This window comes from Flavobacterium branchiophilum NBRC 15030 = ATCC 35035 (assembly GCF_002217205.1).
In the GTDB taxonomy this organism is placed as follows: domain Bacteria; phylum Bacteroidota; class Bacteroidia; order Flavobacteriales; family Flavobacteriaceae; genus Flavobacterium; species Flavobacterium branchiophilum.
On record NZ_MUGT01000018.1, the window covers coordinates 22,617 to 47,981 of the forward strand.

Sequence of the window (25,365 nt, forward strand, 5' to 3'; positions counted from 1 at the left end):
TAAATATATGAAAGTAATGAATAAAATTTTACTATACCCAACTTATTTTCCTTCAATAAGTCATTATGTGGCAATGGCTCAAAATGACACCATAATCCTAGAAACAGAGGATCATTTTCAAAAACAAACCAATAGAAATAGGACTTATATTTATAGTCCAAATGGGTTGCAATTGTTAAATATTCCTGTAAAACATGCTATAGAAAGTCGCCATCAAAAAACCAAAGACGTAAGGATTGAATGGGCTTTTGATTGGCAAAAACAACATTTCAAATCCTTGGAAGCGGCTTACAGAACCTCGCCTTTTTTTGAATATTTTGAGGATGCTTTGATGCCAATATTTACAAAAAAACCTGTGTTTTTGATGGATTTAAACCTTGAGGCCATGCAAATAGTATCAAAATGTTTGGGTTTACCTTTTCAATTTGAAACAACCATCGAATATTTTCATGAAGTACCCCATGTAGCTGATTTGCGTTATTTGGCCAATGGCAAAAAAGACACTTCAACATTTGAACCTTATACTCAAGTTTTTGGAGACAAACACGGTTTTTTAAATAATTTAAGCATCCTAGACTTACTTTTTAACGAAGGCCGATTAGCATTAGATTATTTGAAGCGGCAATAACGGTAATTTAATATTATAAAGTAATCTATATTTGTAATAAAAAAAATAAAATTGAAATGATGTATTTGATGTTTTGTATAGGGTTTATCCAATTGTAAAAATCATAAAACAAATATATTTATACAATTTTATCTCCTTACATCGTTATTATTTATTGTTTTATCAATAATTTTATCGTTAAAAGATTTGCCAAAATAATATGTTAATGTGAATAATAAGTTTGTAAAATTATTTCTTGCTTCAATTTTTTGATAAAAATTATTATAACTACTAATATCTGTAAAACCTGCTGCATTTCGACCTAATAAATTTTGAGCATATAGGCTAAGGTTTAAATTGCCTTTCAATAAATTTGTGTTGCATGAAAAATCTAAATAAGGAAGTGTTATTTTTTTAGATAATAAGGAGTAATTTGGATTGTTATGTCTTCCAGAAAATGAAACAGATACTTTATCATTGAACAGTTTTGAACTCAAATTGATATTGCCCGTAAAAGCATAACCTCCATTTGTTTTTATAACAGCATTTAAACTAGTGTCTTCAAAATGACTATAATTAAAACCTGAATTGATGTTTGTATTGATTTTTTTTAATATTTTTGTTCGATAACCAACACTTATTCCTGTAGAACTGAATTTAGCAGCATTTTCAAGCGTTTGGACTATAAGATTTTCTTGTGTTTTGTAAACTTCCTCTATGGAATTGTTAATGGATTCGTTATAAAATCTTATCGAAATATGATCTATTTTGAATGACTTACTCAAAGTTAGTACATAATAATTTCTTATTTGAGGATCGAGATTAGAGTTTCCTTGTTTTGCAATTCCAGAATTTATGATAATGACATTATCATTCAAATCTCCTACACTTGGTCGTAATACTTTGCGTGAATATCCAAATTTCAAATCATATTTATTTTTAAAATGATATAAAGCGTTGAATGTTGGTAAAACTAAATTATAGACTTGTGTTTTACTGATATTTTTATTGCTTGTATTTTCAAGAGATAAGGCCATTTCTGTCGAAAATTGATCTGTCCATTGATTATCTAATTCAGTTGTTGCATTTATAACTTTTTGGTTAATAAAAAATAATGTATCAGAAAAACTGTATTTTCGATTAATGTATTTCAAATCCATGTAAAAAGAGGATGATTTTTTAAACATTTTAAAATCTTCCGCCTCATAATCGGCATTAAATGTAAACTCTTTATTTTGAGTTTCTATATTAAAGTTTGCATTTGTATTATCACTATAAAAATAATTATCTGTATCTTTTTTTTTGTATATAAATAACGAATTTTTTAAATAAAAATGTTTATTTTCAGATATTTTATAATCATAAACTGTTCCTAATTTCCAATTGGAATCAATATTAAAACCACTTTTACTGAATCTATTATTTGGAGCATGGTTTAATTCTGTAAAACCATTTCCAGTTGAATTATAATTATTGTGATGATAATAATTTGTTAATGTAAAATTAGACTTTTCTGATAATTTTACATTTATTTTTAAATCTGAATATTGTCTATTATTATCAGAATTGGTTGTCGTGTTGCTATTAAAAATATCAAACCCATTGATTCTATAAAGATTATAATCAATTAAATTATTGGAATTTAAATAGTTATAATTTGTTTTAATAATAAATCTACCTTTTTTATAAGAAATTGAAGGATCAAATGAATAATATTGGTTTTTAATACCCGCAGTTACTCCAAAAATACCTTTAATAAACTCTTCTTTTTTCTTTTTTGTAATAATATTAACAATTGCTCCCAAAAAGTCTGAACCATAAGAACCAGTAGGATTATTGACTACCTCTACTTTATCAAAATCATTAATATCTAGTGTTTTTAATTCATTTGCCATTGCCTCAACACCATCAATAAAAAGTTTACCTTGTAATTTTCCATCTACCGTTATGGTATTGAATTGTTTATCTACATATAAATTAGGCACTGTTGCCAAAACTTCTAATCCTTTAGTATTCTCAATAAATTCCTTGTGGGCAATTTTATAAGAACTTTTCTTTGCTGTAACCGTCTCTTTTTCCTTTGAATTAATAACAACTTCTTTTAAATTTTCAATCTCTGGTACAGTTAAGTTGATATCTATTGTGTTGTTTTCTTTTAAATTATATATTTTTTGGATAAAAATCTTATATCCTAAAAATTTAACTCTTAACTCTAAACTGTCATTTTGTAAAAGTGTAATATCTGAAAATTTATAAATACCATTATTGTTTGTAATAGCAAATTTTGATATATTATTTATATGAAATTCAACTATAGCATCAGAAAGAGATTTATTTTCTGCTGTAATTTTACCAATAATGTTTATTTTTTGTTGAGAAAATACATTTATTGACATTAATAAAAAAACATAAAAAAGTTGTTTTGTTCTCATAAAAAAAATTGAGCTGTAAAATTAATTAAAACTTTCCTAACAATAAAATGTTAGGAAAGTATTTTTTAATAAAATAGTTAACAATTATTTTAAAAAACAATACAATTTATTAACATAATTAAGTAAATCGATAGTTTTTTAAAATCCATCTTAATTAATTATCTTATTCTGAGTATTGTCCATTAATGACCTGACCACTATCGGTTGTACCACAAGTTCCATAAGATTTACAACTACCTCCACTTTCAATTTTTTTTGCATTTGCATTTAAACTGCTAAAAGTTGCAATAGTTATTCCAAAAATTGCAAAAACAAATTTTAAATAATTTCTCATTTTATTTAGATTGTAAGATTAATAATTTAGGAAGCAGTACCAGTAATTTCACGACAGTCAGGTGTCCAACCACAATGCCCCGCCCCACTACAAGTAACGTTTTCTTGTGCTTTCGCTTTCACATTAGTACTTCCAAAAGTTGCAATGGTTACACCAAATACAGCAACTACAAACTTTAAATAATTCTTCATTTTTTTTAAATTAAGTTAATAAAATAGTTAAATTCATCATATATTTCTCGAGAACGTAAAAGATGCGTAGTTGAATTCAAATCCTATAATAATTTTATTGCTATCAATAAAAATATTTCTAATTGAACTTGAACTTAAATTATTATGTTTCAGAACAAAACTTTGTTTGTATTTCATAGTCTCTAATGAATATTCATCAATCATAATTGAAGTTTTCAAATCAGACCGTGAAGAAAAAACAAATATCTTATTATTTTTTACAAATATTCCCATATTACTCGTCCAAGTTCCACCTCTACTGTAAAAACTATCACCGTTGCTATTTTTCAATATTTTTGGTAAAGGTGTTTTATCATTTGTAGTTAATACTTTTGTATAAATCCCTTTAGAATTAAAAAAAAATATTTTTGAATATTTGTCACAGCAATAAATTAAATTTCTTTTGTCATAAGTTTCAGTAAAAAAACCAGAATATACAAGGTCATTTTTAGGCATAGACGATTCTTTACTCGGTTCTAAAATCATTGATTTAATTATTCTTTTAGTTGAAATGTTAATAACAAAAAATCCGGTATTAAAAATATTATCATTAAATAGTTCACCAAAACATAAATAATAATTTTGTGAATCCATTATTGGTATTAATGAAAAAATTTTTATATGATTCATTCCAACTTCTGTATTTTTCATTGTTTTAAAATCATATTGAAACAATTTAAATTTCATATTGTAAAAAAGTTTAGTTGAATCACTATAAATAATATTACTTAATTTAGGGAGTTTCACTTTTTTCCTTTTCTTTTTTTTAAAATCTAAATCTGAAATATATAGATTGTACATTATGCTATTTTTGTCATTGTAAATTATATCTCTTTCAACTATTAAATTATTAGATCTTATATACATGACATATTCACCTTTGTTCATTCTATCAAATTTATTTTCAAAATTTAATATATTTTTATTTGAATACTTACGATTAAAAAAATAATTGGATTTTGTAGGTTCAAATAAATTAAGCATAACTACACTAAATGTAATACCTAAAAAAACAGTAACTGTACCAATTAGCACTTTATTTTTCATCTGAAATATAATTAAAAATATAAAAGGAATATAATGACGATATTATTAGCCTAATATTTATGAGAATATGATATTTATATGATAAACCGTTAAGAATTCCTCCGCAACCACAAATTTCATATAATCCTTTATATCTTAAAAATGATATGTATAAAGTAAATGATAAAATTAAAAAACAAAAAACTAGCAATCCTTTCATTTTACTTATTATCAATAGCAAAATAATTGAAATCTCAATTATGATTATAATTACAGAAAAAATATTTGCGAATTCTTCACTAAAAAGAGTTGTTTTAATCAAATTAGTTCTGAAAGAATCTAAATTCATTAATTTATTAATGGAAGTATAACTGAAAAAGAAAATCAACAAAAGATAAATACTTTCTGCAATTAATTTTTTATTTGACATTTTATTTGTTTTTATTTCACAAAAATATTGACAAAATCTATAAAATAAATTATTTTTAAATTGTATTTTACAACTATAACGGTTTTTTTACTACTTTTGAGGCAGATTTTAATTTATAAAATTATGGATATTAAGCAAGTTTCTGAAAACATAAAAAAATTCAGAGAATTAAAAAATATTACACGTGAAAGAATAGCAAGTCAGCTAGACATGAGTGTAAGTGGATTCAGTAAAATTGAAAGAGGTGAAATCGACATTACAATTTCAAAACTCGATAAAATAGCAAAAATTTTAGAAGTTTCTCCTTCTCAAATTTTAAACTTTGATGCTACTACAATATTTAATGTTTCTAATAATAATCAAGTTGGTTTAGGTCAAAAAATGCAAACAATTAACAATACAACTAGTGAATATACAGAAAAGTATATAAAAAAACTTGAAGAAGAGATTGATAGATTAAAATCTGGATCAAAAAATTAAGTTTATAGATAAAAGTAGATTTTTTTGAATTTTAAAAAAAATATAAATATTAAACCAGTATACGTTGTAGGAAGTAATTAGATATTTATTTCATTTCCAATCGTGCCATGATAGGGTAATGATCGGAATTTTTAAAGTCGGAAAAATGGTTGAAATTTTTAATTTTAATTCTTTTATCAACAAAAATATAATCAATTCGAACAGGGTAATATTTGAAATGATAAGTTTCTCCAAAATGGGTTCCTGCTTCTTCAAACGCATCATTCATATCGCCTCTAATGCCTCTATACACATACGAATACGGACTGTTATTCATGTCGCCACAAATCAAAATGGGGTAGGGGCAATTTTTTTTATGGTTCATAATCAACTCTGCTTGCCGTTGTTGTTCCTTAAAGGCATTACTTATTCTGTTGAAAATTTGTAAAGATTTTTTTTCGCTTATCTGATGTTTTCCTTCGTTTAATTCATTTACATCAGGCGTTATTTTGATAGATTCTAAATGAATATTATATACCCTAATAGTATCTTTTCCTTTTTTGATGTCGGCAAATACGGCATTATTGTCAGAATTTGGAAACTCAATATTACCACTTTCAACAATGGGATATTTAGAAAAAATAGCTTGTGCCGTTTTAATGTTTTTGCCAAGCATCAAAATATAATTGTATTTATACACTCTTAAATTGACTTTTGACGCCGCAGAATATTCCTGAATACAAACAATATCGGCATTTTGATCATTAATAAAATTACGTATATTTTGAGGTATGTTATCGTCGTTTTTCCATTTGAATAAATTAAAAAGACGTACATTATAACTCATAACTTTAAAATCATTGTCAGATTTTGGAAGGTCTAAACCTGAAATTTTATAAAATTTGTTGATAAATGTAATGCCTAACAAAAGCACCAAACCCGAAAGGATCATTTGATTTTTGAATTGAATGAACCAATATATAAAATAAATAGCATTAATAATCAGAAAAAAAGGCAATATTAATGTAAGTACAGATAATAATGGAAATAATTTTGGAGCCAAAAAAGGTAAAACATAAGCAAGAAATGTAAGTATAGTAAGCACTATATTTAAAAAAAACATGATTTTGTTGAACCAAGAAAGGTTTTTCATTTTGTTTTGAATTTAATGCAAAAATAGAATAAATTTAGGTAAAGCAGCTATATATTTGAATCTTCTTTTTGAACCAAATACCTTATCACGGTTTCGGCAGCATATAAGCCAAAAAGGCCTGGCATATAACTGTTTGTTCCGTAAAAAGATTTTTTATAATTTGTACCATCTGTAATTTTAAGACTAGATTCGTCCTGAATTTCAGAAGAAAAAACAACTTTTACTCCTTTGTCTATCCTTACACCTCTTAGCCTTTTTTTGATGGCTTTTGCTAAATAACAATTTTGGGTTTTGCTAATATCGGCCACTTTTACTTTTGCTGCCTCCATTTTGCCACCTGCTCCCATACTCGATATGATTTTAACTTTTTTTCGTTTGGCGCCAATAATCAAATTGAGTTTTGGAGTTATACTGTCTATACAATCTAATACATAATCATATTCAGCAGAAATAATGTCAAATGCTTTTTCTGGCGAAAGAAATTCTTGTATTTTTATAAGGTTTAAATCAGGATTAATGTCTAAAAGTCTGCTGCCCACTACTTCTATTTTTGGTATTCCAACGGTAGAATGTAATGCAGGCAATTGTCTGTTGATATTGGTAATATCTACCACGTCACCATCAACAATGGTCATGTTGCCAACACCCGCTCGTGCTAAAAACTCTGCAGCAAACGACCCAACACCACCTAGTCCTACTACTAAAACATGTGCTTTTTTTAAATTTTGTAAACCTTCTTCTTTAAATAATAAAGCTGCTCTTTCTTGCCAAACTTTCATTTTTATTAAAATTTAAGTATTAATTATTGTATTAAAATTAGTATATATTTTTTCTTTTAAATCGGTATTTTTGATGCCTAACACGGTGGCTGCTTTGTCATAAATACTTTCAATTGAAATTTTTTGATCATCTGTTTCAAAAAATATTTTTTCTAAAGCTATATTTTGTAGTACATTTTCTAAATCTTTTTTTACTAACAAATGATGTCCAAACGACAAATAAAATCCATGTTTTATCAAAGTTTGAGCCACAGTTTTGTTTTTTGAAAATCCATGCACAATCATTGGAACCTCTATTTGTAATAATTTTTTATATCTTATAATTTCATCAAACGATTTTACACAATGCAAAATTAAGGGTTTATGATATTTTTTTGCTAATAAAATTTGTTTTTCAAACACCATTTGCTGCAAATCAAACGGAATGTTTGTTTTTTTATCTAGTCCACATTCTCCAATTGCAATACAATTTTTATGGTTAATATTTTTTTCTAATATTGTTAATTCTTGCTCTAAACGGTCTTTTATAATATACCATGGATGAATTCCTATTGTAAAATTAGAAATTGTTGAGTCAAACGACATAGGATACTGATTGACAACAGCTATTACATCTGCTTCATTGTTATGATAATGTGTATGGATGTTGATTAATTGCATTAATCGTGGTATTTTTTAACACCTGCCAATATGGCAATAGGCAAATCGTTTTCGAGCGGAATTATGGGGCAAGAATATTGGTGGTTGTAGGCACAATACGGGTTGTATGCTGTATTGAAATTAAGGATAACTGTTTCTTTTAGAGGGAGTTGCAAATCCATGTATCGCCCGCCAATATAACTTGTTTGTCCACATGTACTGTCTGAAAATGGCAAAAACAAATAATTGCTATATTCGGCTTTTCTGTTGGCATCTTTGTTTTGATATACGTTTAATTTGAATGATTTTCCTTCGATTTCAAAATACAAACTACCATATATTGTATATTTTGGTAAACGACTGCCTGATGTTTTCATTTCAAAAATGCAGTCTTTTTGGGCTCTTACAAAACGGGCTTCCACAATATATTTGTCGCTTATAGGATAAAAGTCCAAATGGTTGAAGGTTTTCAAATCTGCTTTTTGAAGCGGACTAGTTGTTGGGTTTTTATAGAAGAGATTTAAAGCTGTTTGTGCCTTTTGAGCTATTTCAATTTGATTTTGTGCAAAAGCCATTTGGACTACACTAAATAAGAAAATAACTAAAATTTTATTCATTTGTATTGATTTTAGATGTCAAAATATGTATTTTTTGTAATTTGATTATTGTTTTTACTATATAAGAAACGGTTTTAAAACTTTATTTGAACAGAATACATTAAAATTGTATTTTTGAAAAAAAAATATGTTTCAAATTTTAGCAAAAATAAACAAAATACTTTTACCTAGTTTTACAAAACAAAAATTAGATCTTGCAAAAGCTCAAAAATGGCAACTTTTGATTATAGGATGGCGATTTTATGTAACTAAAAATAGTTTGAAATAAGTAAATTATTGAAAAACAGCTGGTTATATTTGTTGCGAATATTTTATTTAAAAAAGGAATTAAAATGCTTGTTTAATCAAAAAAATCGATTAACTTTGCACCCGCAATAAGGCCTTGTGGCGCAACTGAATAGCGCATCTGATTACGGCTCAGAAGGTTATAGGTTTGAATCCTATCAAGGTCACGAAAACAAACCGTTAATTAGCAATAATTAACGGTTTTTTTATTTAATTTAGCAAAGGATCTTCGGGTAAATTGCTCCATATCAAATAATTACCTCCAATTTCAGTTATTTTTTGTTTCCACATGTTTTTACTTTTGATGCTTAAAATATTTTTTTGATTTGAATTGTTTGTAATCAACCATGATTTTTCTTTAATTTCATCCTCCAGTTGATTTTTGCTCCATCCCGTGTAACCTAAAAAAAATCGGATGTCGTCTTTTTGAATTAATTTTTGATTGATTAAATTAATGACCAATTCAAATTGCCCACCCCAATAAATACCGTCTGAAATTTCTTGACTATCTGGAATTAATTCAGGTTTTGTATGTATAAAATACAAATTATCTTGTTCGACAGGTCCGCCATTATATATTTTAAATGATGTATCTATTTGAGGAATAAAATCTTGAACGGTTAAGTCTAATGGTTTATTTAAAATAAATCCCAAAGCACCATTGGCATTGTTTTCGGCCAAAAGGATAATGGCTCGATTGAAAATATTGTCGCCAATAAGCGAAGGCTCGGCTATTAATAAACAACCTTTTTTGAAGTGTTTTAAACCCATATTACTAGTTGTCAAAAAAAAACCTTTCATTTTGTGAAAGGTTTTTTTGATGTTTTTATTACAAATTTAGTTTACTGCATTTTCTAATTCTGCACCAGCCTTAAACTTCACTACATTTTTAGCTGCAATTTGAATCGTAGCACCTGATTGTGGATTTCTACCTTCTCTAGCTTCTCTTTTTGTAACCGACCAAGATCCGAATCCTACTAAAGAGACTTTATCTCCATTTTTAAGAGTTTTTCCTACATTTCCTAGAAACGACTCCAATGCTAATTTAGCAGCTGCTTTAGTAATTCCTGCATCTGCAGCAATTGCATCGATTAATTCTGTTTTGTTCATAAATAATTGTTATTAATTGTTGGTAAAATATTTTATGATATAAAAAACAAATTTAGTTTTTTAAAAGTTCTTTGCAAGTATCTTTGTAAAATTTTATTCATTTTGTTAATAACTTGTTCGTTTTGTTAATAACATTTCGCAAAGACTTCTTTTTTTTCTTTATTTCATTAAAAAACCTTTGCTTTATCACTAATTTTCATCCCATTTAATATTTCAAATGCTTTCATTTGTTTTTTTCCAGGCATTTGAAGTACGTTCAGATGTATAAATCCATCTACGACGGCTACTTTTATGTCTTTTTTTGTACAAATTATTTGCCCAATACGAAAATCATGCGTCGTTTTGATAAAAACGGTTTCTAAAATTTTGATGTCAAATTGATGGATGTCATCTTCAAACTGGCACCATGCTCCAGGATAAGGACTTAAACCTCTAATTTTATTGTAAATATTGATACCTGTATCTTGCCAATTGATTTTACAATTTTCTTTGTTTAGTTTGTTGGCCGTTTTTAAGGATTCTTGTTCTGTTTGAATTGTAGTTTGAACGCTTCCTGATTCTATTAATTTTAAAGTTTCTATAACTGTTTCAGCTCCAATTGTTTGTAATTTATCATGCAAGCTTCCGGCATTTTCGTTTGAATGGATATTTATTTCTTTACTCCTAATTATTGCTCCTGTATCAATTTTTTCATCTATAAAAAAGGTAGTTACTCCAGTAGTAGTGTCTCCATTGATGATGGCCCAGTTTATTGGTGCGGCTCCTCTATAATTCGGCAACAAGGATGCATGCAAGTTAAAAGTACCAAATTTTGGCATTTTCCAAACAACGTCTGGCAGCATTCGAAAGGCTACAACTATTTGTAAATTGGCTTGTAGGTTTTTCAATTGTTCAAGAAAAATGCTGTCTTTTAAATTTGTTGGTTGCAAAATATTAAGATTTTTTTGCAAAGCATATTCTTTAACTTCCGAAAATTTAATTTTTTTACCTCGCCCTGCTGGTTTATCTGCAGCAGTAATTACACCAACCACATCATAACCTTCTGATAGGATACGATCCAAAACTCCTACTGCAAAGTTTGGTGTACCCATAAAAACGATTCTTAATTTTTCTGTCATTTTATACTGTATTTATTGTTTTTTAATAGTGATATTTGATTACAATCTAATAAAACTTTCAATCCATTTATAAGATCATTCGAATTGAGTTTGCTATAAATTTCTAATTCTCTCGAATCCATCTCTTGAACTTGTAATAATTTGATTATTTTATTTATTGAATTTTGATTGGGTGTTGCTTTTTGTTGTTTCGAGATACAGTTGGAACAAATGCCACAATTTGTTTCGGTGTTTTCGCCAAAATAATTCAAAATCAATTTGTTTTTACAATCGGTTTTGTTGGTTATAAATTGTAAAACAGCTTCAAATTGTGCTATTTTAAGTTGATTTTGTGTGGCTAAATGTTTTGAAATTTTATTTATTGTAAGTTTATCTTCTCTAATTTCATTCATGATCAATTGGGCATCATTATTTTTATGTGCCAATGCAATAACTCCTTTTTGATGTAATTTGGTTAAAATCAATTTTAATTTAGCTTCTTCGATTTGGAGTTTTTGTGCTAAATAATGGGTATTGATATAGGTTAAACCTTCATAAACACCAGGATAGTTCCTCAAAATTTGAACAATCAAGGCATCTTCCTCTGGGTTTAAACTGCGGTATCGAATGACTTCTTTGGAAGAAATAATAAAATGAATAGCAGTTTTTTCTGAATATTCATGGGATAATGTGATAATGCCTTGTCTGTCTAAAAATTGTATTGCCTGATATGTTTTTGTAATTGGAAATTGATATTTGGTGCAAAACTGATTCAAATTGAACGAATAGCTTTCATTAAAACCTTCGCTATAAGGTATTTGTAAATGATTGCATAGTTTTATATAAACTTCTGTCAAAAATATTTTGTCGGGCAAAATGTCTATTACTTGCGCTCTTGATTGTAAAAAATCAGCATGATGAAATAGCAAAATGCCATACGCTTTTTGGCCATCTCTGCCTGCTCGTCCCACTTCTTGATAATAATTTTCTAAATTATCAGGGATTTGTACATGTATAACTGTTCTTACATTTGGTTTATCAATTCCCATTCCAAAGGCGTTGGTAGCTATCATTACTTGCACTTTGTCCGTCATCCAAAGCGACATGTTTTTTTGTTTTTCACTAGGATGCAGGCCACCATGATAAATACAAGCTGTAAACCCCATTTGTGTTAATTTATTTAAGTAATCATGGCATGATTTTCTATTTCTAACATATATTATTGACGATTCTTTGTTTTTATTTAATATTTGTTGAATTCTAAACAGTTTGTCCTCTATTTCAAAAGTCATATAAGCCAAAGTAGGTCTGGCAAAAGATTTTTGAAAAACCGTAGCTTTTTCTATGCCTAACTGAACCAAAATATCAGATATTACCCTCGATGTAGCCGATGCTGTTAAGGCTATAAATGGAATTTTTGGAAAAAATGTTTTGAGTTTTGCAATTTTTAAATAAGCAGGTCTAAAATCATGCCCCCATTGCGATACACAATGGGCTTCGTCTATGGCTATTGTGTTGATATTGAGTGTTTTAATATTATCAAAAAGCCAGTCGATTTGTAATTTTTCTGGCGAAATGTATAAAAATTTATAATTTCCAAATCTACAATTATCTAACAAAATGAGGGTATCATTTTCAGAAATGCCCCCTGTTAATGCGATGGCATTGAGGCCTATTTTTTGTAAGTTTTCTACTTGATTTTTCATTAATGCTATTAATGGCGAAATTACAAGGCACAATCCTTCTTGCAGTAAAGCTGGAATTTGAAAACAAATCGATTTTCCCCCTCCTGTAGGTAAAATGGCTAACGTATCTTGTCCTGAAACAACCGAATTTATAATCGCTTCTTGGGGTTCACGAAAGGCATCGTGCTTCCAATATTTTTGTAATATTTCAATTGATGTCATCTACATTTTATACGTTAATATTTTAATTTTTTTATTAATATTTAAAAATGATTTAAAATAAATGCTGTTCTTTTTGCTACAGTATCTTTGGGTACTTCTATCAATTGGTAGCCATAATCTTGATATGTTGCTACCAAATGCTTGTGAATTAATTGAGATTGTTCAAAATTTTCGTATCTTTCATTGTCGCTCACATAGATATGCTCCCAAGGGGGTAAAATAAATATCTTGGTATATTGATATTTTTGGCAAACCTCTATAAAATGTTTAGGATAACTGTCGCCAATGTAGTGCATATAAGCCAAAACATCGGGCAAACCTCGGTCTATAAACACCAAATGGGCTGTCTCATTTTGGGCATTTTCGAATTGTTTTTTACGACCTTCTAATAGCATTTCGCTAAAAAGCAAAGGCTGTTCTAAAAAAAGTTGGGCAATGCCATTTTGTTGTGCTTCTAAGGTTACTTGTCTGGAAATTTCAGGATAACAACAATGCCCTTGTTGGGTTAAATGGTTGATTAGCGATGTTTTACCAGTTCCTGGCCCTCCAATAATTACAGCTATTTCTTTATTCATAAATACGTTAGAATAATGGATTAAAGGTTTTTATTGTGTTTCTTTAATTCTTCGTAGGATTGGTTTATTATAGTGGTTAGCTCCTCTCCATTGAATTTTTGATCGCCAATGCCATAATAAAATTTAATATCGTTGCCATTCCATAAATATTTGATGCCAGGCGTGTCTTTGCCCATGCCTAAAATTTTCCAAAACGGAATGATTTCTACAATTTTATAAGGATAGCTTGCTCCCGCTTCTTTAAAAAAGTCAGGTATCAAATCGGCCTCTTCATTCATAAATATTACCGACAAAGGCGGCATCGAAGGGTTTTTTAGCCTCATGGCCGTAAGTTCTTTTGCAGCGGCTCTACAATGCTCGCAACCAGGTACAAACAAACACATTATTTTTTTACCTTGATCTATGTGCGAAAAATAGGATTTAAACCCTGATTTAACTTTTTTAGGTTCGTTTTGTGTTTTTTCTTCAACTTTTGTTACACTGTCTTTTGCTTTTACAGTTGGTTTTATTGCAGCTATTGTACTGTCTAGCGTAACGGTTTTTTTAGTTGGTACTTCTATGCTAACACTATCAATTTCAGTTGGTTCTATGGGGCTTACGCTGTATTTTGATGCAACAGGTTGTATAGGAGCCAGCATGAATAGTCCCAAAATACAGCCCAGCAACACGGTAGTTAAAACCCAAAAATTGCCTTTTGAAAAACTTAAATTTTCATAAATTTTATACAAATACCCCAACAATCCTATAGCTACTATGTTTTTGATGATGGCTTCGATAGGAGTCATAGGTAATAATTCTCCAAAACAACCACAATTACCAGAATTACCACCAGTTAAAAAGGTTACGTAGCTTAAATGTCCTACAAAAACTACAAGCAAAAGGATTGTAGCTGGTATAATAATTGTTTTAAGGTAATTTTTTTGAAGCAACAAAAAACCTAAAGCAAATTCTATTCCAATGAGGATTCTAGAAAAATAAGGGGCTACTTGTTCTGAAAATCCCAAACTATACAACTGTTTGACCTCAAATGTTGAAATGGCAAAATAAGGCGATGGGTATAATTTGGCCACTGCCGAAAGTAAAAACAATAAGGCAACTACAATACGAATTGCCCATGTAATATAATTTTTATTTGCATTCATATTTTTTATTTTTGTAAGTTAAAATTCATTAAAATTAAAGCGAAAACAGCATAATTTATCATGTCCTGATAATTAGCATCAATGCCTTCGGATACGATTGTTTTTCCAAAATTATCTTCTATCTGTTTGACTCTTAGTAGTTTTTGCAAAATTAAATCGGTTAAGGAGCTCACCCTCATGTCTCGCCAAGCTTCGCCATAATCGTGATTTTTGGCTTCCATCAAATTTTTTGTCCAATGTATTTTGGCTTCATATAGTTGTATCGAAGTGGCCAATTCTAAATCGGGTTGTGTGGCCACTCCCAATTCTAATTGTATCAATGCCATTACGGCATAGTTGATAATGCCTATAAATTCGCCCGTTTCATCTTCGTCAATTTTTCTGGATTGATTTTCTTGTAAACTCCTGATTCTTTGTGCTTTAATGTATATTTGATCTGTTAGCGAAGGCAATCTTAAAATCCGCCATGCACAACCATAATCCTTCAATTTATTGATATACAACGACTTACAAATGTCTATTACAGCATCATATTCTTTTGAGGTATCCTTCATTTTTATTTTGTATATTTGTGTCAAAATTAATCATTTTTTTGATATTATAAAATGAATTTTCAAAACAACACATTACAAACTTCACAATCCTTGAATTGTAACGGTACATTAATTGATTTGTCTATCCCAAAAGTTATGGGCATTTTAAACCTCACGCCCAATTCTTTCTACGATGGAGGACATTTTACAAACCACAATCAAGTGTTGCATCAAGTGGAAAAAATGCTTCAAGAAGGGGCTACTTTTATAGATATTGGGGCTTATTCGAGTAAACCAAACGCCGAATTTGTTTCTGAAATGGATGAAATAAACCGACTAAAGCCTTTCCTTAAGCATATTATTAAAGAATTTCCGGGAATATTGGTTTCTATAGATACTTTTCGTAGTCGTGTTGCACAATTTGCAGTAGAAAATGGGGCTTGTATGGTTAATGATATTGCCGCAGGGACATTAGACGAAAAAATGTTTGAAACGATGGCTCATTTGCAAGTACCTTATATTATGATGCACACACGGGGTACACCTCAAAACATGCAAAATTTAACACATTATAATCATTTAATTAAAGAAATAAATGAATATTTTTCTGAAAAAATAAGTAAAGCCAAACAACACGGTATTACTGATATTGTCATCGACCCTGGATTTGGATTTGCCAAAACCTTACAACAAAATTACCATTTGATGCAGCATTTATCGCTTTTAAATATTCATGATTTGCCTATTTTAGTTGGGATTTCCAGAAAATCAATGATCTATAAATTGCTAGAAACTACCCCAACCCAAGCCTTAAATGGGACAACAGTTTTGCATACAATAGGCTTACAAAAACAGGCTAAAATTTTGCGTGTGCACGATGTAAAAGAAGCCATAGAATGTATAAAAATAGTACAATGTTTGACTTAATTTGTATCTCATTTAAAATAACATTATGAGATAGATTTTTATTTGTAATTTTAAATATTAGTTTGTTTTTTCTTTTTTGAATGTAAAAAAATTACTGCAATGGCAGTTGTAACAATCCCCATAACCAAAGCTCCAATGGTGCCTTGTATTGTATAATTATAATAATTAAAATAGGCTTTTGCATCTATTTCAGACGGATAATAACCCAACGCAACAGACCGTTTGATCATATTAGGAAAATAAGATGGAGAAATTATATAAGTAGTTACCCATTGTGAAATTGGGGTTAAAATAGCTATAAATACTGATAATATTACTCCGGATTTCAAACCTTGTTTGTATTTCATAATTCCATTGTAATATTGCTTTTTTTTGTTGTTTATTGCAAATACCATTGTAATAATAGCTGGTATTGCAAAAAAGTTTGTAACATACATTTGATAATCTATGTATTTATCATGAAAGCCCAAAAGTTTTTCCAATAGCATCCAAAGCACCACGATACAATTAAAGAGCAATGCCCATTTCATTTCAATTTTTACATTTTTCATGTTTATTATTTTAAGGTTTTTCTTTCCAAATTTGATCTGAAATTGGAAGGTATTCTGGCAAAGCAGCCGAGCCGTACCAATACAAAACATCATAATCTAACAAACCGTTTTTTATTGCAGGATCGGATTGTAGGAGGTCTTTTGCTGCCTCAATGGATTGTATATTGTGTAATATAAAGATACCTCTATAATTTTTATCATTTTTTTCAAAAGGGCCAGCCACTATGAGTTTACCTTCGTTGACTAATTTATTGATGTTGGTCATGTGACCTTTGAAAATATCATGGATTAATTTTTGATCTGCAATTTGAGTTTGCCCCGTTTTAAGTATCACAAAATAATATCCTTTCATTCCATATTGATTGGCACCTAGTTTTTCGGCTAAAATTTTATTATAATTTGGATTGGAATTGTTTTGTTCGACTTGTATTGTTTGTCCGATTGCCATATAGGACAACAGCGTTGTTATTATGATAAGTTTTGTTTTCATTAGTTTTTTGTAAGGTGTTCCTATTTGTTTTAAACAACACATTTTCGGGTTAAACCCCCTTTTTTTGTATTGATTGGCATATATTGTGGTTACAAAAATATATTATTTTTTTAATAAAACCATTTTTTGCATTATATTTGTATTGCCATTTATAGTTGGAAATACAATTAAAACTCAAAGGACTTTTTTTATACTGATGTTTTATAGATAAAAGGTTATAATTGTATGTAGTGCCGCTGTTATTCAGAAAGACTTGTTGCATTTGGGATAGTAGTAGAAATCCTTTTTTGAGGCTTTTTTTGCCTCAAAAAAAATTATTTCACAATATTTCATTTCTTTTGGAGTTCAATGAACGTCGTTTGAAACGGATCGCCCGACCTTTGGGGAACGCCCAAATAGAGCGATGCTACTTTTTTATTTGTTGGTAATTTTATTATATATAATTCAAAAAATATAATATTTTTTTAATTTTAATACACTAAGTTTTAAATAGATGTATTTATAAATGTAAATCAATATGAACAAAAATATACTTTCGTTATATGAAATAGCACAAAAACCGATTAGAACGATTATTGGACTGATGTCTGGAACTTCGCTCGACGGACTAGATGTGGCTTTGTGTGAAATAACGGGTTCTGGCCAGAATACCAAAGTAACTTTGATAGAATTTGAAACCCTACCTTATACAGAGCAGACAAAAGAAGCGATTCGGAAGGTTTTTGCGAAAAAGCAAATTGATTTTCCCTATTTAGCAATACTTAATGAGCAGATTGGCTTGTGGCATGCCAACCTGATTTTAGATTGTTTAAAAAAATGGAATAGAGCCCCAAACACTGTCGATTTAATAGCCTCGCACGGGCAAACCGTGATGCACTCGCCTAGTCATTTACATCAAATAGAAAATAGTCCAAATGCCACTTTGCAAATTGGCGATGGCGATCATATTGCGGTTCAAACGGGTATCATAACCCTCTCGGATTTTAGGCAAAAACATGTGGCCGCAGGAGGCGAAGGGGCACCACTGGCAGTGTATGGCGATTATTTTTTGTTTGGAACATCTACAGAAAACCGCATCATGCTCAACCTTGGCGGAATTGGTAATTTTACTTTTTTGCCCCAAAATCAAAATCCAGAACAAGTGTTTGTTACAGATACTGGAACGGGCAACACCCTTATAGATGCTTGGGTTAAGCGATGTTTTCCCGGCTTGAATTTTGACCAAGATGCTCAATTGGCTCAAAAAGGAACTGTAAATATTTTGCTGTTAGAGGCCTTAAAAAACCATCCTTTTTTTGAAAGTCCGTTTCCAAAATCAACAGGGCCGGAACTATTTAATATACAATATGTTCAGGAGGCATTAAGCAAAAGCCAAACACAACAGCTTGCTACAGAAGATGTGTTGGCAACCCTAACCCGATTTAGTGCCGAAACAGCTGCAGAGGCCATTGAATATTGTATAAACCAACAGCATGATTCAAACGAAAAATACACTGTATATGTGTCTGGAGGCGGCATGCACAATCCATTGTTGATGCAGCATTTAGCCTCGTTATTGCCTTCTATTGCCTTTCAAAAAACAGATGATTTAGGCATAAATGGCGATGCTAAAGAAGCGATTTTGTTTGCCATTTTGGCCAATGAAACCCTTGTAGGAGGCACAACAAATTTTGGTAACAAGCAAGGTGTTCCTTCGGTTTCTATGGGTAAAATTTCATTTCCTGATTAAAAAAAAGCTTCAACTTAAATTTATTAAGAAGAAGCTGTTTTTTTTATTAAAAATCACCATATTTTATGGGATTTTTGTATAGTAAAATATGATTTTTCTTTAAAAGTTTTAGAATTACTTTTTTTTAAAATAAAAAAATCTTTTTATTTACGTTCTTTCAACACCATATCAATTGTAATGGCACTGGCAATAATAGCAACTTTATGATCCAGATGGTTCAAATTGGGGTTGATTTCGACTTTATATTTGTCTGCCGATGTAAATAATTCTTTTACCATGCCGTTCCATTTTTTTGAAATACTGCCAATATTTTCATTGTTTGGATCGGTTATATTAAATTCCCAGGCTTTCCAATCGCCAGAAATTTCTGCAATTAAAGTATCCTGAAGGTCTGTTATCATGAATTTTGGTTTAAAAAGTTTGAATTTTTGTTTTATCATGCCAATTTCATTCCCTTGTTGGTTTTTGATCATGATTTTCGACATCCAAAAAGTCCAACCTCTACTAATTGAAGCTACAATTTGCCCTTGGTTGTCTGTAATTTCTAACTCAAAAGGCATCATGGCTTTATTGATGATTAATTGTAACATTTTTTGTCCAAAACTTAATTTTTGTTTGATTATTCCAATTTGGTCGCCGTGTTCGTTGTATATTTTATAGCTGTTTTCAAATTTGAAAAATTGTACTTTTTCATCGATAAAGTAATGGTTGGTATCAAAAAAATGAGTTTGCATAGTCAAGTAATTGAGTTTTATAATTAAATTTTTATTTTATTAGCAAATATAAATAATAAAATTTTTAAAAAAACATTTTTATTGATTAAAAAAAACAAATGATACATTATAACTTTATCATTAAACCAAATCTAAAATTGCGGCCTCTGGTATTGTATCCGATATTTTCTACAAATTTTTCATTAAAAATGTTTGTAATATTACTAAATACATCCAAACGATCTTTTATCAATTGGTACCTAATGGAACCATTTACCCATTGATAGGAAGCTAAAACGGCATCCACTTTTTGATAATTTTCATCAAAATAAAAATCGTTTTTGCTGTCCACATATTGATAATTCAGATTGATATGGGTACGTTTTTGAATTTGATAATCTAATGCAACATTTACTTTATGTTTTGGAATCAATCGGTTGAGGGCTTCATCTACATGAATATAAGTATAATTAGCTTGGCAAGACCACTGATGGTTGAAGCGATATGCCCATTCGGTTTCGATGCCTCGAGCTTTGTTGTTGCCATCAATATTTACATACATTCCTTCATAAGTTACAGGGTTGGTATAAAAACCTATAAAATTTTCTTGTTCTCTGTAAAAACCTACTAAATTTACTTGCCCTTTGTTTTTCAAAAAAGTAGTTTCAAAACCCATTTCAACAGTTTTGTTTCGTTCTGGAGTCAAGTTTTTGTTGCCATATTCAGAATACAGTTGGTACAAACTTGGCGTAAGAAAAGCGGTTGAGATAGAACTGATGAGTTTGATGGGTGTTTTTTTGAAAGTATAAGACGGATTGATATGATACACCCATTGATTACCATATTGACTATGATGGTTGAGTCTAGCCCCCACATTGACATTTAATCCAAAAATACTGTTGTAAACCCCAGAAAAATAGGGGTCGGCCATGTTAAATTTAGCATTTTCGGCCATGATGTTGCTATACGAGCTGGTATAGTTCATATTATTGAACTGGAATTGAGTACCTGTTATTAGGAAAAAACTTTTAGAAAAAACATATTTATTAAACGCATCTACATTTACATTTTTAGAAGCATAAGCATCTTGTGATACATCATTTAAAAAGCTATAATACGTTTGATAATCCCTTTTGATTGTAGTAAAGCCCGTTTGTAAGGTTAGTGCACCTTTTGTATATTGCCATTTTGGACTGATACCAAACCGAATTTGCTCTGATTTAGATACGTTTTTATCGGTATCATTGGTATTAGAATGGTTGTAGGTACCATCAAAATAAGAAGTTACTTTGTCAAACTGTCCTAAAAAATCCACTTGTAATGCGGCATTTAATTTGTAGTTTATTTTACCTAAATAATTCAATTTAGACAACCGATCGCTTTCATAAACTATTCCTTTTTCGGGTTCGGCAATTTGCGAAATACCTTTTGTTTCCGTACTATTTATCATGGCTAAATAGTTGATTTTTTGGTATTTACCTTGTAAAGAAAAACCAGCGTTGATGTCTTCTGGGCTGCTTTTTTTTGTCCAAGCGGTATTGTTTGTACCGCCATTTAAATAAGCTTTGGCTTGTATTTTTTGATTTCCTGTTTTTTTCAAAGTAATATGAATTACTCCTGTTGCAGCACCCGATCCGTACAAGGTACTGGCGGACCCTTTCATGATTTCGATACTTTCTACGGCCTCTGTGCTTAATAATCTTAAATCAAATTCCATACTAATTCCAGAGGCATCCACAACGGGTTGCCCGTCTATCAAGATCAAAACTTGATTGTTTTTGCCTCCTCTAATGTAGTACCCCAAGTTTTTGCCATTGCCACTTTGATTGCCATTCATTTCGATACCAGCAACGGTATTGAGCACCGTGGCAACAGACTGCCCAGCAAAATTTTGAAGTGCTTCACTCGAAATTTTTGTAATCACTTTACCCGATTTTTCTTTAGATAGGGCAAATTTTGAATCCAATACTACTACTTCGTCTAACGTTGTGGTGTTTTCAATTTTTTTTTCTTGCGACCACACGCAAACACTCATCAATGCAGTAATTACACTGATTTGAACCTTTTTTTTGTTCATTTTTTTAAACATTTTTAAATCATAAAAATGGGAGAAAAGCACGGAATTTACCCATACCCAAACCTTTTTTCCCGAAAGTTTGATACTCGTTTTGAAATGGGCAGGTCTCCTGGCTTGCGTCTTGTTGTGTACCTTCCCATCATTTTTTTGATAGTGGTTTTGTAGATTACAACAAGCTTTTTAGCATACAGTTGCGGGTACAGCTCAGGCATTGCACCTGATTCCCTTTTAATATTGTTATTTTTTTTCGTAAGAAATAACAACAACCTCAATTCGGGTGCAAAGCTATAACTTTTTTTTTATTTTTAAAGCCAAATAACTTTTATATTTGCAAATTCATAAAAATGAGTCCATGAAATTATTTATTGAAAAAGTACTGTTGTATTTAGGTCTATTTTTGTTGCTGTGTTGTCAAAGCAAAACCGATAGCAAACCATCAAAACCCCATAAACCTAATGCTATAATTAAATATGCCAAAGGACTTTCTATAGTCCAATACAAAGATGTAGCCGTAGTTACCATAGAGGACGCTTGGCCCCACGCCACAGAAAAATTTAAGTATATACTTTATAAAAAAAATGCTGTTGTACCCGATTCTTTAAAAAAATTTACTGCTATACCAGTTCCTATCAAAACATTAGTGGCCACCTCTACCACATTTGTATCGGCTTTAGAAATGCTTGATGTAGAAAATGCTTTGGTTGGTTTTCCGCATTTAGAGTATATTTCGTCGCCAAAAGTAAGACAACGAATTGAGGCGGGTTTTGTAAAAGAATTGGGAAACAATCAAGCCTTAAATATAGAAACGATTATCGATTTGAACCCCGATATTGTAATGGCTTATGGGATAGATCAGCATAATCCAGAGTTGGAAAATTTACAAAAAAGTGGCTTAAAAGTAATTGTAAATGGCGACTGGAACGAACAAAGCCCTTTGGGGAAAGCAGAGTGGCTTAAATTATATGGTTTGTTATTTGATCAGGAAAAAAAGGCCAATGAATGGTTTCAAAAAATAGAAAAATCTTATCAAAAAACCCAAAAACTAGCAGCACAAGCAGCCTCAAAACCAACCGTTTTGTGTGGTGCCATGATCGAAAATCAATGGTTTATGCCACAAGGCGATTCTTGGGGAAGTTTGTTTATTAAAGAGGCCAATGCTACATATTTGTGGGGCAATACTCACGGTACTGGTAGCTTGTCTTTATCATTTGAGGCGGTGTTGGAAAAAGCCCAAAAAGCCCAATTTTGGATTGGCCCTGGCGATGCTACATCACTGGCGGATATGCCACAAAAAAACATACATTATACCCAATTTGACGCTTATAAAAAGAAGCAAATCTATACGTTTAGCACCAAAAAAGGCCCAACTGGCGGTGTGCTGTATTATGAAATGGCACCAAACAGACCCGATTTGGTATTGCTTGATTTGGTTAAAATTTTGCATCCCGAGCTTTTGACCAACCATCAATTGATGTTTTTTGATCAGTTACAATAGTTCTTATTTTTAATAATATTATGCTTTTTGTGGCTTTATATTTATTATTTTGTATTAAAATTTATTCTATTTCTTGTGTGTAATGATTAATGTTATACCTTTGCTGAAAAAACTATTGAATACTCCTTATTTTTTTATCAATAGTAGTAAAAGATTTACATAATAAACTAAATTTTTGTTTATTCATTCATCATAAATTATTTTTTGCGTCGCTTGTGGGTTTATGCTTTGGTTTGTATATTTTTTAATATATTTTAGTCAATGTCGTTAAGTTAAGCAAATGTATAAAAAAGCCAATAGAATAGGCACTTTTTCTGAATTTATTACTTGATTTATTTTGTAGTTATAATTTTTATATTTACATTTACAGGGTATATAGGGGGTAACTCTATTGCATTAAAAACATTAGAATATAGAGAAAATTTAACATTAAATATTGACTATGAGCTTAATAACGAAGCATTCGTCAGCTGTTCAAAAGACGGCAGTGAAGGGGTATTTACTAGAGATAGAAAACTGACTATCAGGGATTTAGTTTTTATTATTATGAACCAATGTCGTTAAGTTAAGCAAATGTATAAAAAAGCCAATAGAATAGGCACTTTTTCTGAATTTATTACTTGATTTATTTTGTAGTTATAATTTTTATATTTACATTTACAGGGTATATAGGGGGTAACTCTATTGCATTAAAAACATTAGAATATAGAGAAAATTTAACATTAAATATTGACTATGAGCTTAATAACGAAGCATTCGTCAGCTGTTCAAAAGACGGCAGTGAAGGGGTATTTACTAGAGATAGAAAACTGACTATCAGGGATTTAGTTTTTATTATTATGAACTTTAAAAGTGCAACTCAAAGAGAACTAGACAGGTTTGTAAAAACAGTTACTAGTAATGATTTCTCCGTTAGAGAAGTATCAAAAAGTGCTTTTACTCAAGCAAGAGCAAAATTAAATCCTTGGGCGTTTAAGCGTTTAAATCAAGTTGCTGTAGATACTTTTTATGAACAAGCTCCATTTTTGAATTGGCACGGAAAAAGGCTTTTGTCAGCTGATGGTACAAAACTTTTACTTCCAAAACACGATACTATTAAAGAAGAGTTTGGTTCAACTTTTTATGGTCCAAAAGCCGATAGTGAACAATCAATGGCTTTAGGTTCAATATTATATGATGTTTTAAACCAATTGTGTTTAGATTCTGAAATTGAAGGCATTCATATTTCAGAATTGGATTTGCTAGAACGACATTTAGCACACGTAAAGCAGGGAGATTTATTGTTATTGGACAGGTTTTATCCAAGTAAATGGCTATTTTTTCTGTTAATGGCAAAAGGTGTTGATTTTTGTGTAAGGATGAAAAATGACTGGTGGAAAATTGTGGAGACATTTACAAATTCGAAGGATATGGAACGAATTGTAAGTTTCAAACTTCCAAAGAAAGATTATAAAAAATTATCTGCCTACCCTGAAATAATTGACCAAGAAATAAAATGTAGGTTGGTAAAGGTTGAATTAGAAACTGGAGAAATTGAAATTCTATGTACTTCATTGACAGACACATTAGAATATAAAATTGAAGAATTTAAGACATTATACCATTTGCGATGGAATGAAGAGGAAGCCTATAAATTGCTAAAAAGCAGGATAGAGTTGGAAAAATTTTCAGGTAAAACAGCAAAAGCTGTTAGACAGGATTTCCACGCAAAAGTGTTTTTAATGACATTGTGTTCTGCATATGCCTTCCCTATTGAAGAAAAATTAAGAGAAGAATATAACCAAGAAAAAAGAAAAACTAAACATGCTCAAAAACCAAATAAAACCCACGCACTAGCAACCTTATCTGATATGCTTATTCCAATATTTATAAAAAGGAAGCTAAATGAATTTCTAGCCTATTTTGATGAAATGGTATATAAAACAAGGGAAATCATTAGAAAAAATAGGTCGGTTGAACGCAAGAAAAAAACTAAAAAACAATATTATATGAATTATAAACCCTTATAACCTTAACTTAACGACATTG

Annotated in this window: 26 protein-coding genes, 1 tRNA gene and 1 riboswitch; of the genes, 7 read left to right on the plus strand and 20 right to left on the minus strand. The window is 30.1% G+C overall.

Annotated features, from left to right (window positions below; genetic code table 11):
• The first annotated feature begins 16 nt into the window (after positions 1 to 16).
• Entirely contained in the window at positions 17 to 628 is a 612-nt protein-coding gene (locus tag B0A58_RS02615) for a WbqC family protein (RefSeq protein ID WP_089079783.1), read from the plus strand.
• Between the two features lie 128 nt (positions 629 to 756).
• On the opposite strand, the gene B0A58_RS02620 is transcribed toward B0A58_RS02615, so the two are convergent.
• From B0A58_RS02620 to B0A58_RS17060, 5 genes are all read right to left on the minus strand, one after another.
• A complete protein-coding gene (locus tag B0A58_RS02620) occupies positions 757 to 3,039 on the minus strand; it encodes a TonB-dependent receptor (RefSeq protein WP_089079759.1) in 2,283 nt (760 codons plus the stop codon).
• Positions 3,040 to 3,202: 163 nt separating this feature from the next.
• Positions 3,203 to 3,373, minus strand: a complete 171-nt coding sequence (locus B0A58_RS16365; RefSeq protein ID WP_165766279.1) for a hypothetical protein — start codon at positions 3,371 to 3,373, stop codon at positions 3,203 to 3,205.
• A 26-nt stretch (positions 3,374 to 3,399) separates the two neighbouring features.
• A complete protein-coding gene (locus B0A58_RS16370) occupies positions 3,400 to 3,564 on the minus strand; it encodes a hypothetical protein (RefSeq protein WP_165766280.1) in 165 nt (54 codons plus the stop codon).
• Between the two features lie 36 nt (positions 3,565 to 3,600).
• Positions 3,601 to 4,650, minus strand: a complete 1,050-nt coding sequence (locus B0A58_RS02625; protein WP_089079760.1) for a hypothetical protein — start codon at positions 4,648 to 4,650, stop codon at positions 3,601 to 3,603.
• Complete coding sequence (locus tag B0A58_RS17060; protein ID WP_089079761.1) at positions 4,640 to 5,059, minus strand: MauE/DoxX family redox-associated membrane protein; 420 nt, start codon at positions 5,057 to 5,059, stop codon at positions 4,640 to 4,642. Before B0A58_RS17060 ends, B0A58_RS02625 begins: the two co-directional genes overlap by 11 nt.
• Positions 5,060 to 5,182: 123 nt before the next feature.
• On the opposite strand from B0A58_RS17060, the gene B0A58_RS02635 reads away from it, so the two are divergent.
• The gene (locus B0A58_RS02635; protein WP_089079762.1) at positions 5,183 to 5,539 is read left to right on the plus strand and encodes a helix-turn-helix domain-containing protein; all 357 of its coding nucleotides are present in this window, start codon (positions 5,183 to 5,185) and stop codon (positions 5,537 to 5,539) included.
• 85 nt (positions 5,540 to 5,624) lie between these two features.
• Here B0A58_RS02635 and B0A58_RS02640 read toward each other — a convergent pair whose 3' ends face one another.
• From B0A58_RS02640 to B0A58_RS02655, 4 genes are read right to left on the minus strand one after another with little or no spacing between them, the layout of a single operon-like run.
• Entirely contained in the window at positions 5,625 to 6,671 is a 1,047-nt protein-coding gene (locus B0A58_RS02640) for an endonuclease/exonuclease/phosphatase family protein (protein WP_089079763.1), read from the minus strand.
• A gap of 47 nt (positions 6,672 to 6,718) precedes the next feature.
• Complete coding sequence (locus tag B0A58_RS02645; RefSeq protein WP_089079764.1) at positions 6,719 to 7,450, minus strand: tRNA threonylcarbamoyladenosine dehydratase; 732 nt, start codon at positions 7,448 to 7,450, stop codon at positions 6,719 to 6,721.
• A 12-nt stretch (positions 7,451 to 7,462) separates the two neighbouring features.
• Entirely contained in the window at positions 7,463 to 8,110 is a 648-nt protein-coding gene (locus tag B0A58_RS02650) for a TatD family hydrolase (RefSeq protein ID WP_089079765.1), read from the minus strand.
• The gene (locus tag B0A58_RS02655) at positions 8,110 to 8,706 is read right to left on the minus strand and encodes a DUF1684 domain-containing protein (RefSeq protein WP_089079766.1); all 597 of its coding nucleotides are present in this window, start codon (positions 8,704 to 8,706) and stop codon (positions 8,110 to 8,112) included. The genes B0A58_RS02650 and B0A58_RS02655 overlap by 1 nt, the downstream gene beginning before the upstream one ends.
• Positions 8,707 to 9,084: 378 nt before the next feature.
• Here B0A58_RS02655 and B0A58_RS02665 point away from each other — a divergent pair.
• A tRNA-Arg gene (locus B0A58_RS02665) sits at positions 9,085 to 9,158 on the plus strand.
• Positions 9,159 to 9,201: 43 nt separating this feature from the next.
• On the opposite strand, the gene B0A58_RS02670 is transcribed toward B0A58_RS02665, so the two are convergent.
• The 7 genes from B0A58_RS02670 to B0A58_RS02700 all read right to left on the minus strand — a co-directional run bounded on the left by B0A58_RS02670 (position 9,202) and on the right by B0A58_RS02700 (position 15,376).
• Entirely contained in the window at positions 9,202 to 9,792 is a 591-nt protein-coding gene (locus tag B0A58_RS02670; protein WP_185740248.1) for a YqgE/AlgH family protein, read from the minus strand.
• 36 nt (positions 9,793 to 9,828) lie between these two features.
• Complete coding sequence (locus B0A58_RS02675; RefSeq protein WP_014083647.1) at positions 9,829 to 10,101, minus strand: HU family DNA-binding protein; 273 nt, start codon at positions 10,099 to 10,101, stop codon at positions 9,829 to 9,831.
• Positions 10,102 to 10,268: 167 nt separating this feature from the next.
• Positions 10,269 to 11,219 carry a methionyl-tRNA formyltransferase gene (gene fmt / locus B0A58_RS02680; RefSeq protein WP_089079768.1) on the minus strand — a complete coding sequence of 317 codons (951 nt, stop codon included), beginning with the start codon at positions 11,217 to 11,219 and terminating at the stop codon, positions 10,269 to 10,271.
• Positions 11,216 to 13,105 carry a RecQ family ATP-dependent DNA helicase gene (locus tag B0A58_RS02685; protein ID WP_089079769.1) on the minus strand — a complete coding sequence of 630 codons (1,890 nt, stop codon included), beginning with the start codon at positions 13,103 to 13,105 and terminating at the stop codon, positions 11,216 to 11,218. The genes fmt and B0A58_RS02685 overlap by 4 nt, the downstream gene beginning before the upstream one ends.
• 41 nt (positions 13,106 to 13,146) lie before the next feature.
• Positions 13,147 to 13,680, minus strand: a complete 534-nt coding sequence (locus B0A58_RS02690) for an AAA family ATPase (RefSeq protein ID WP_089079770.1) — start codon at positions 13,678 to 13,680, stop codon at positions 13,147 to 13,149.
• Between the two features lie 20 nt (positions 13,681 to 13,700).
• On the minus strand, positions 13,701 to 14,822 hold the full coding sequence (locus B0A58_RS02695) for a MauE/DoxX family redox-associated membrane protein (RefSeq protein ID WP_089079771.1): 1,122 nt from the start codon (positions 14,820 to 14,822) through the stop codon (positions 13,701 to 13,703).
• A 5-nt stretch (positions 14,823 to 14,827) separates the two neighbouring features.
• Positions 14,828 to 15,376 (minus strand): DUF1599 domain-containing protein, encoded by a 549-nt coding sequence (locus tag B0A58_RS02700; RefSeq protein ID WP_089079772.1) that lies wholly within the window; start codon positions 15,374 to 15,376, stop codon positions 14,828 to 14,830.
• 51 nt (positions 15,377 to 15,427) lie between these two features.
• Here B0A58_RS02700 and folP point away from each other — a divergent pair, with 51 nt between their 5' ends.
• Positions 15,428 to 16,282, plus strand: a complete 855-nt coding sequence (gene folP, locus B0A58_RS02705; protein ID WP_089079773.1) for a dihydropteroate synthase — start codon at positions 15,428 to 15,430, stop codon at positions 16,280 to 16,282.
• Between the two features lie 50 nt (positions 16,283 to 16,332).
• On the opposite strand, the gene B0A58_RS02710 is transcribed toward folP, so the two are convergent.
• Together B0A58_RS02710 and B0A58_RS02715 are read right to left on the minus strand one after the other, a co-directional pair.
• On the minus strand, positions 16,333 to 16,833 hold the full coding sequence (locus tag B0A58_RS02710; protein ID WP_089079774.1) for a DUF4199 domain-containing protein: 501 nt from the start codon (positions 16,831 to 16,833) through the stop codon (positions 16,333 to 16,335).
• 10 nt (positions 16,834 to 16,843) lie between these two features.
• A complete protein-coding gene (locus tag B0A58_RS02715) occupies positions 16,844 to 17,323 on the minus strand; it encodes a YciI family protein (RefSeq protein ID WP_089079785.1) in 480 nt (159 codons plus the stop codon).
• Positions 17,324 to 17,840: 517 nt separating this feature from the next.
• On the opposite strand from B0A58_RS02715, the gene B0A58_RS02720 reads away from it, so the two are divergent.
• A complete protein-coding gene (locus B0A58_RS02720) occupies positions 17,841 to 19,052 on the plus strand; it encodes an anhydro-N-acetylmuramic acid kinase (protein WP_089079775.1) in 1,212 nt (403 codons plus the stop codon).
• 143 nt (positions 19,053 to 19,195) lie between these two features.
• Here the strand turns inward: B0A58_RS02720 and B0A58_RS02725 are convergent, their stop codons facing one another.
• Together B0A58_RS02725 and B0A58_RS02730 are read right to left on the minus strand one after the other, a co-directional pair.
• Complete coding sequence (locus tag B0A58_RS02725) at positions 19,196 to 19,786, minus strand: LURP-one-related/scramblase family protein (RefSeq protein WP_089079776.1); 591 nt, start codon at positions 19,784 to 19,786, stop codon at positions 19,196 to 19,198.
• A 106-nt stretch (positions 19,787 to 19,892) separates the two neighbouring features.
• Positions 19,893 to 21,842, minus strand: a complete 1,950-nt coding sequence (locus tag B0A58_RS02730) for a TonB-dependent receptor plug domain-containing protein (RefSeq protein WP_089079786.1) — start codon at positions 21,840 to 21,842, stop codon at positions 19,893 to 19,895.
• Positions 21,843 to 21,924: 82 nt separating this feature from the next.
• Positions 21,925 to 22,129, minus strand: a riboswitch (cobalamin riboswitch).
• Between the two features lie 65 nt (positions 22,130 to 22,194).
• Here B0A58_RS02730 and B0A58_RS02735 point away from each other — a divergent pair.
• Both B0A58_RS02735 and B0A58_RS02740 read left to right on the plus strand, forming a co-directional pair.
• Positions 22,195 to 23,337 carry an ABC transporter substrate-binding protein gene (locus B0A58_RS02735; RefSeq protein WP_089079777.1) on the plus strand — a complete coding sequence of 381 codons (1,143 nt, stop codon included), beginning with the start codon at positions 22,195 to 22,197 and terminating at the stop codon, positions 23,335 to 23,337.
• A 620-nt stretch (positions 23,338 to 23,957) separates the two neighbouring features.
• Entirely contained in the window at positions 23,958 to 25,346 is a 1,389-nt protein-coding gene (locus B0A58_RS02740) for an IS4 family transposase (RefSeq protein WP_089079778.1), read from the plus strand.
• Positions 25,347 to 25,365 lie beyond the last annotated feature (19 nt).

Bases quoted from the DNA above. Each gene is read 5' to 3' on its own strand.
- B0A58_RS02720 (WP_089079775.1), top strand. From the start codon at position 17,841: ATGAACAAAAATATACTTTCGTTATATGAAATAGCACAAAAACCGATT.
- B0A58_RS02625 (WP_089079760.1), bottom strand. From the start codon at position 4,650: ATGAAAAATAAAGTGCTAATTGGTACAGTTACTGTTTTTTTAGGTATT.
- fmt (WP_089079768.1), bottom strand. From the start codon at position 11,219: ATGACAGAAAAATTAAGAATCGTTTTTATGGGTACACCAAACTTTGCA.
- B0A58_RS02645 (WP_089079764.1), bottom strand. From the start codon at position 7,450: ATGAAAGTTTGGCAAGAAAGAGCAGCTTTATTATTTAAAGAAGAAGGT.
- B0A58_RS02690 (WP_089079770.1), bottom strand. From the start codon at position 13,680: ATGAATAAAGAAATAGCTGTAATTATTGGAGGGCCAGGAACTGGTAAA.
- B0A58_RS17060 (WP_089079761.1), bottom strand. From the start codon at position 5,059: ATGTCAAATAAAAAATTAATTGCAGAAAGTATTTATCTTTTGTTGATT.
- B0A58_RS02685 (WP_089079769.1), bottom strand. From the start codon at position 13,105: ATGACATCAATTGAAATATTACAAAAATATTGGAAGCACGATGCCTTT.
- B0A58_RS02700 (WP_089079772.1), bottom strand. From the start codon at position 15,376: ATGAAGGATACCTCAAAAGAATATGATGCTGTAATAGACATTTGTAAG.
- B0A58_RS02725 (WP_089079776.1), bottom strand. From the start codon at position 19,786: ATGCAAACTCATTTTTTTGATACCAACCATTACTTTATCGATGAAAAA.
- B0A58_RS02620 (WP_089079759.1), bottom strand. From the start codon at position 3,039: ATGAGAACAAAACAACTTTTTTATGTTTTTTTATTAATGTCAATAAAT.
- B0A58_RS02735 (WP_089079777.1), top strand. From the start codon at position 22,195: ATGAAATTATTTATTGAAAAAGTACTGTTGTATTTAGGTCTATTTTTG.
- B0A58_RS02655 (WP_089079766.1), bottom strand. From the start codon at position 8,706: ATGAATAAAATTTTAGTTATTTTCTTATTTAGTGTAGTCCAAATGGCT.
- B0A58_RS02695 (WP_089079771.1), bottom strand. From the start codon at position 14,822: ATGAATGCAAATAAAAATTATATTACATGGGCAATTCGTATTGTAGTT.
- B0A58_RS02670 (WP_185740248.1), bottom strand. From the start codon at position 9,792: ATGAAAGGTTTTTTTTTGACAACTAGTAATATGGGTTTAAAACACTTC.
- B0A58_RS02710 (WP_089079774.1), bottom strand. From the start codon at position 16,833: ATGAAAAATGTAAAAATTGAAATGAAATGGGCATTGCTCTTTAATTGT.
- B0A58_RS02730 (WP_089079786.1), bottom strand. From the start codon at position 21,842: ATGAACAAAAAAAAGGTTCAAATCAGTGTAATTACTGCATTGATGAGT.
- B0A58_RS02640 (WP_089079763.1), bottom strand. From the start codon at position 6,671: ATGAAAAACCTTTCTTGGTTCAACAAAATCATGTTTTTTTTAAATATA.
- B0A58_RS02650 (WP_089079765.1), bottom strand. From the start codon at position 8,110: ATGCAATTAATCAACATCCATACACATTATCATAACAATGAAGCAGAT.
- B0A58_RS02615 (WP_089079783.1), top strand. From the start codon at position 17: ATGAATAAAATTTTACTATACCCAACTTATTTTCCTTCAATAAGTCAT.
- B0A58_RS16365 (WP_165766279.1), bottom strand. From the start codon at position 3,373: ATGAGAAATTATTTAAAATTTGTTTTTGCAATTTTTGGAATAACTATT.
- B0A58_RS02675 (WP_014083647.1), bottom strand. From the start codon at position 10,101: ATGAACAAAACAGAATTAATCGATGCAATTGCTGCAGATGCAGGAATT.
- B0A58_RS02635 (WP_089079762.1), top strand. From the start codon at position 5,183: ATGGATATTAAGCAAGTTTCTGAAAACATAAAAAAATTCAGAGAATTA.
- B0A58_RS16370 (WP_165766280.1), bottom strand. From the start codon at position 3,564: ATGAAGAATTATTTAAAGTTTGTAGTTGCTGTATTTGGTGTAACCATT.
- folP (WP_089079773.1), top strand. From the start codon at position 15,428: ATGAATTTTCAAAACAACACATTACAAACTTCACAATCCTTGAATTGT.
- B0A58_RS02715 (WP_089079785.1), bottom strand. From the start codon at position 17,323: ATGAAAACAAAACTTATCATAATAACAACGCTGTTGTCCTATATGGCA.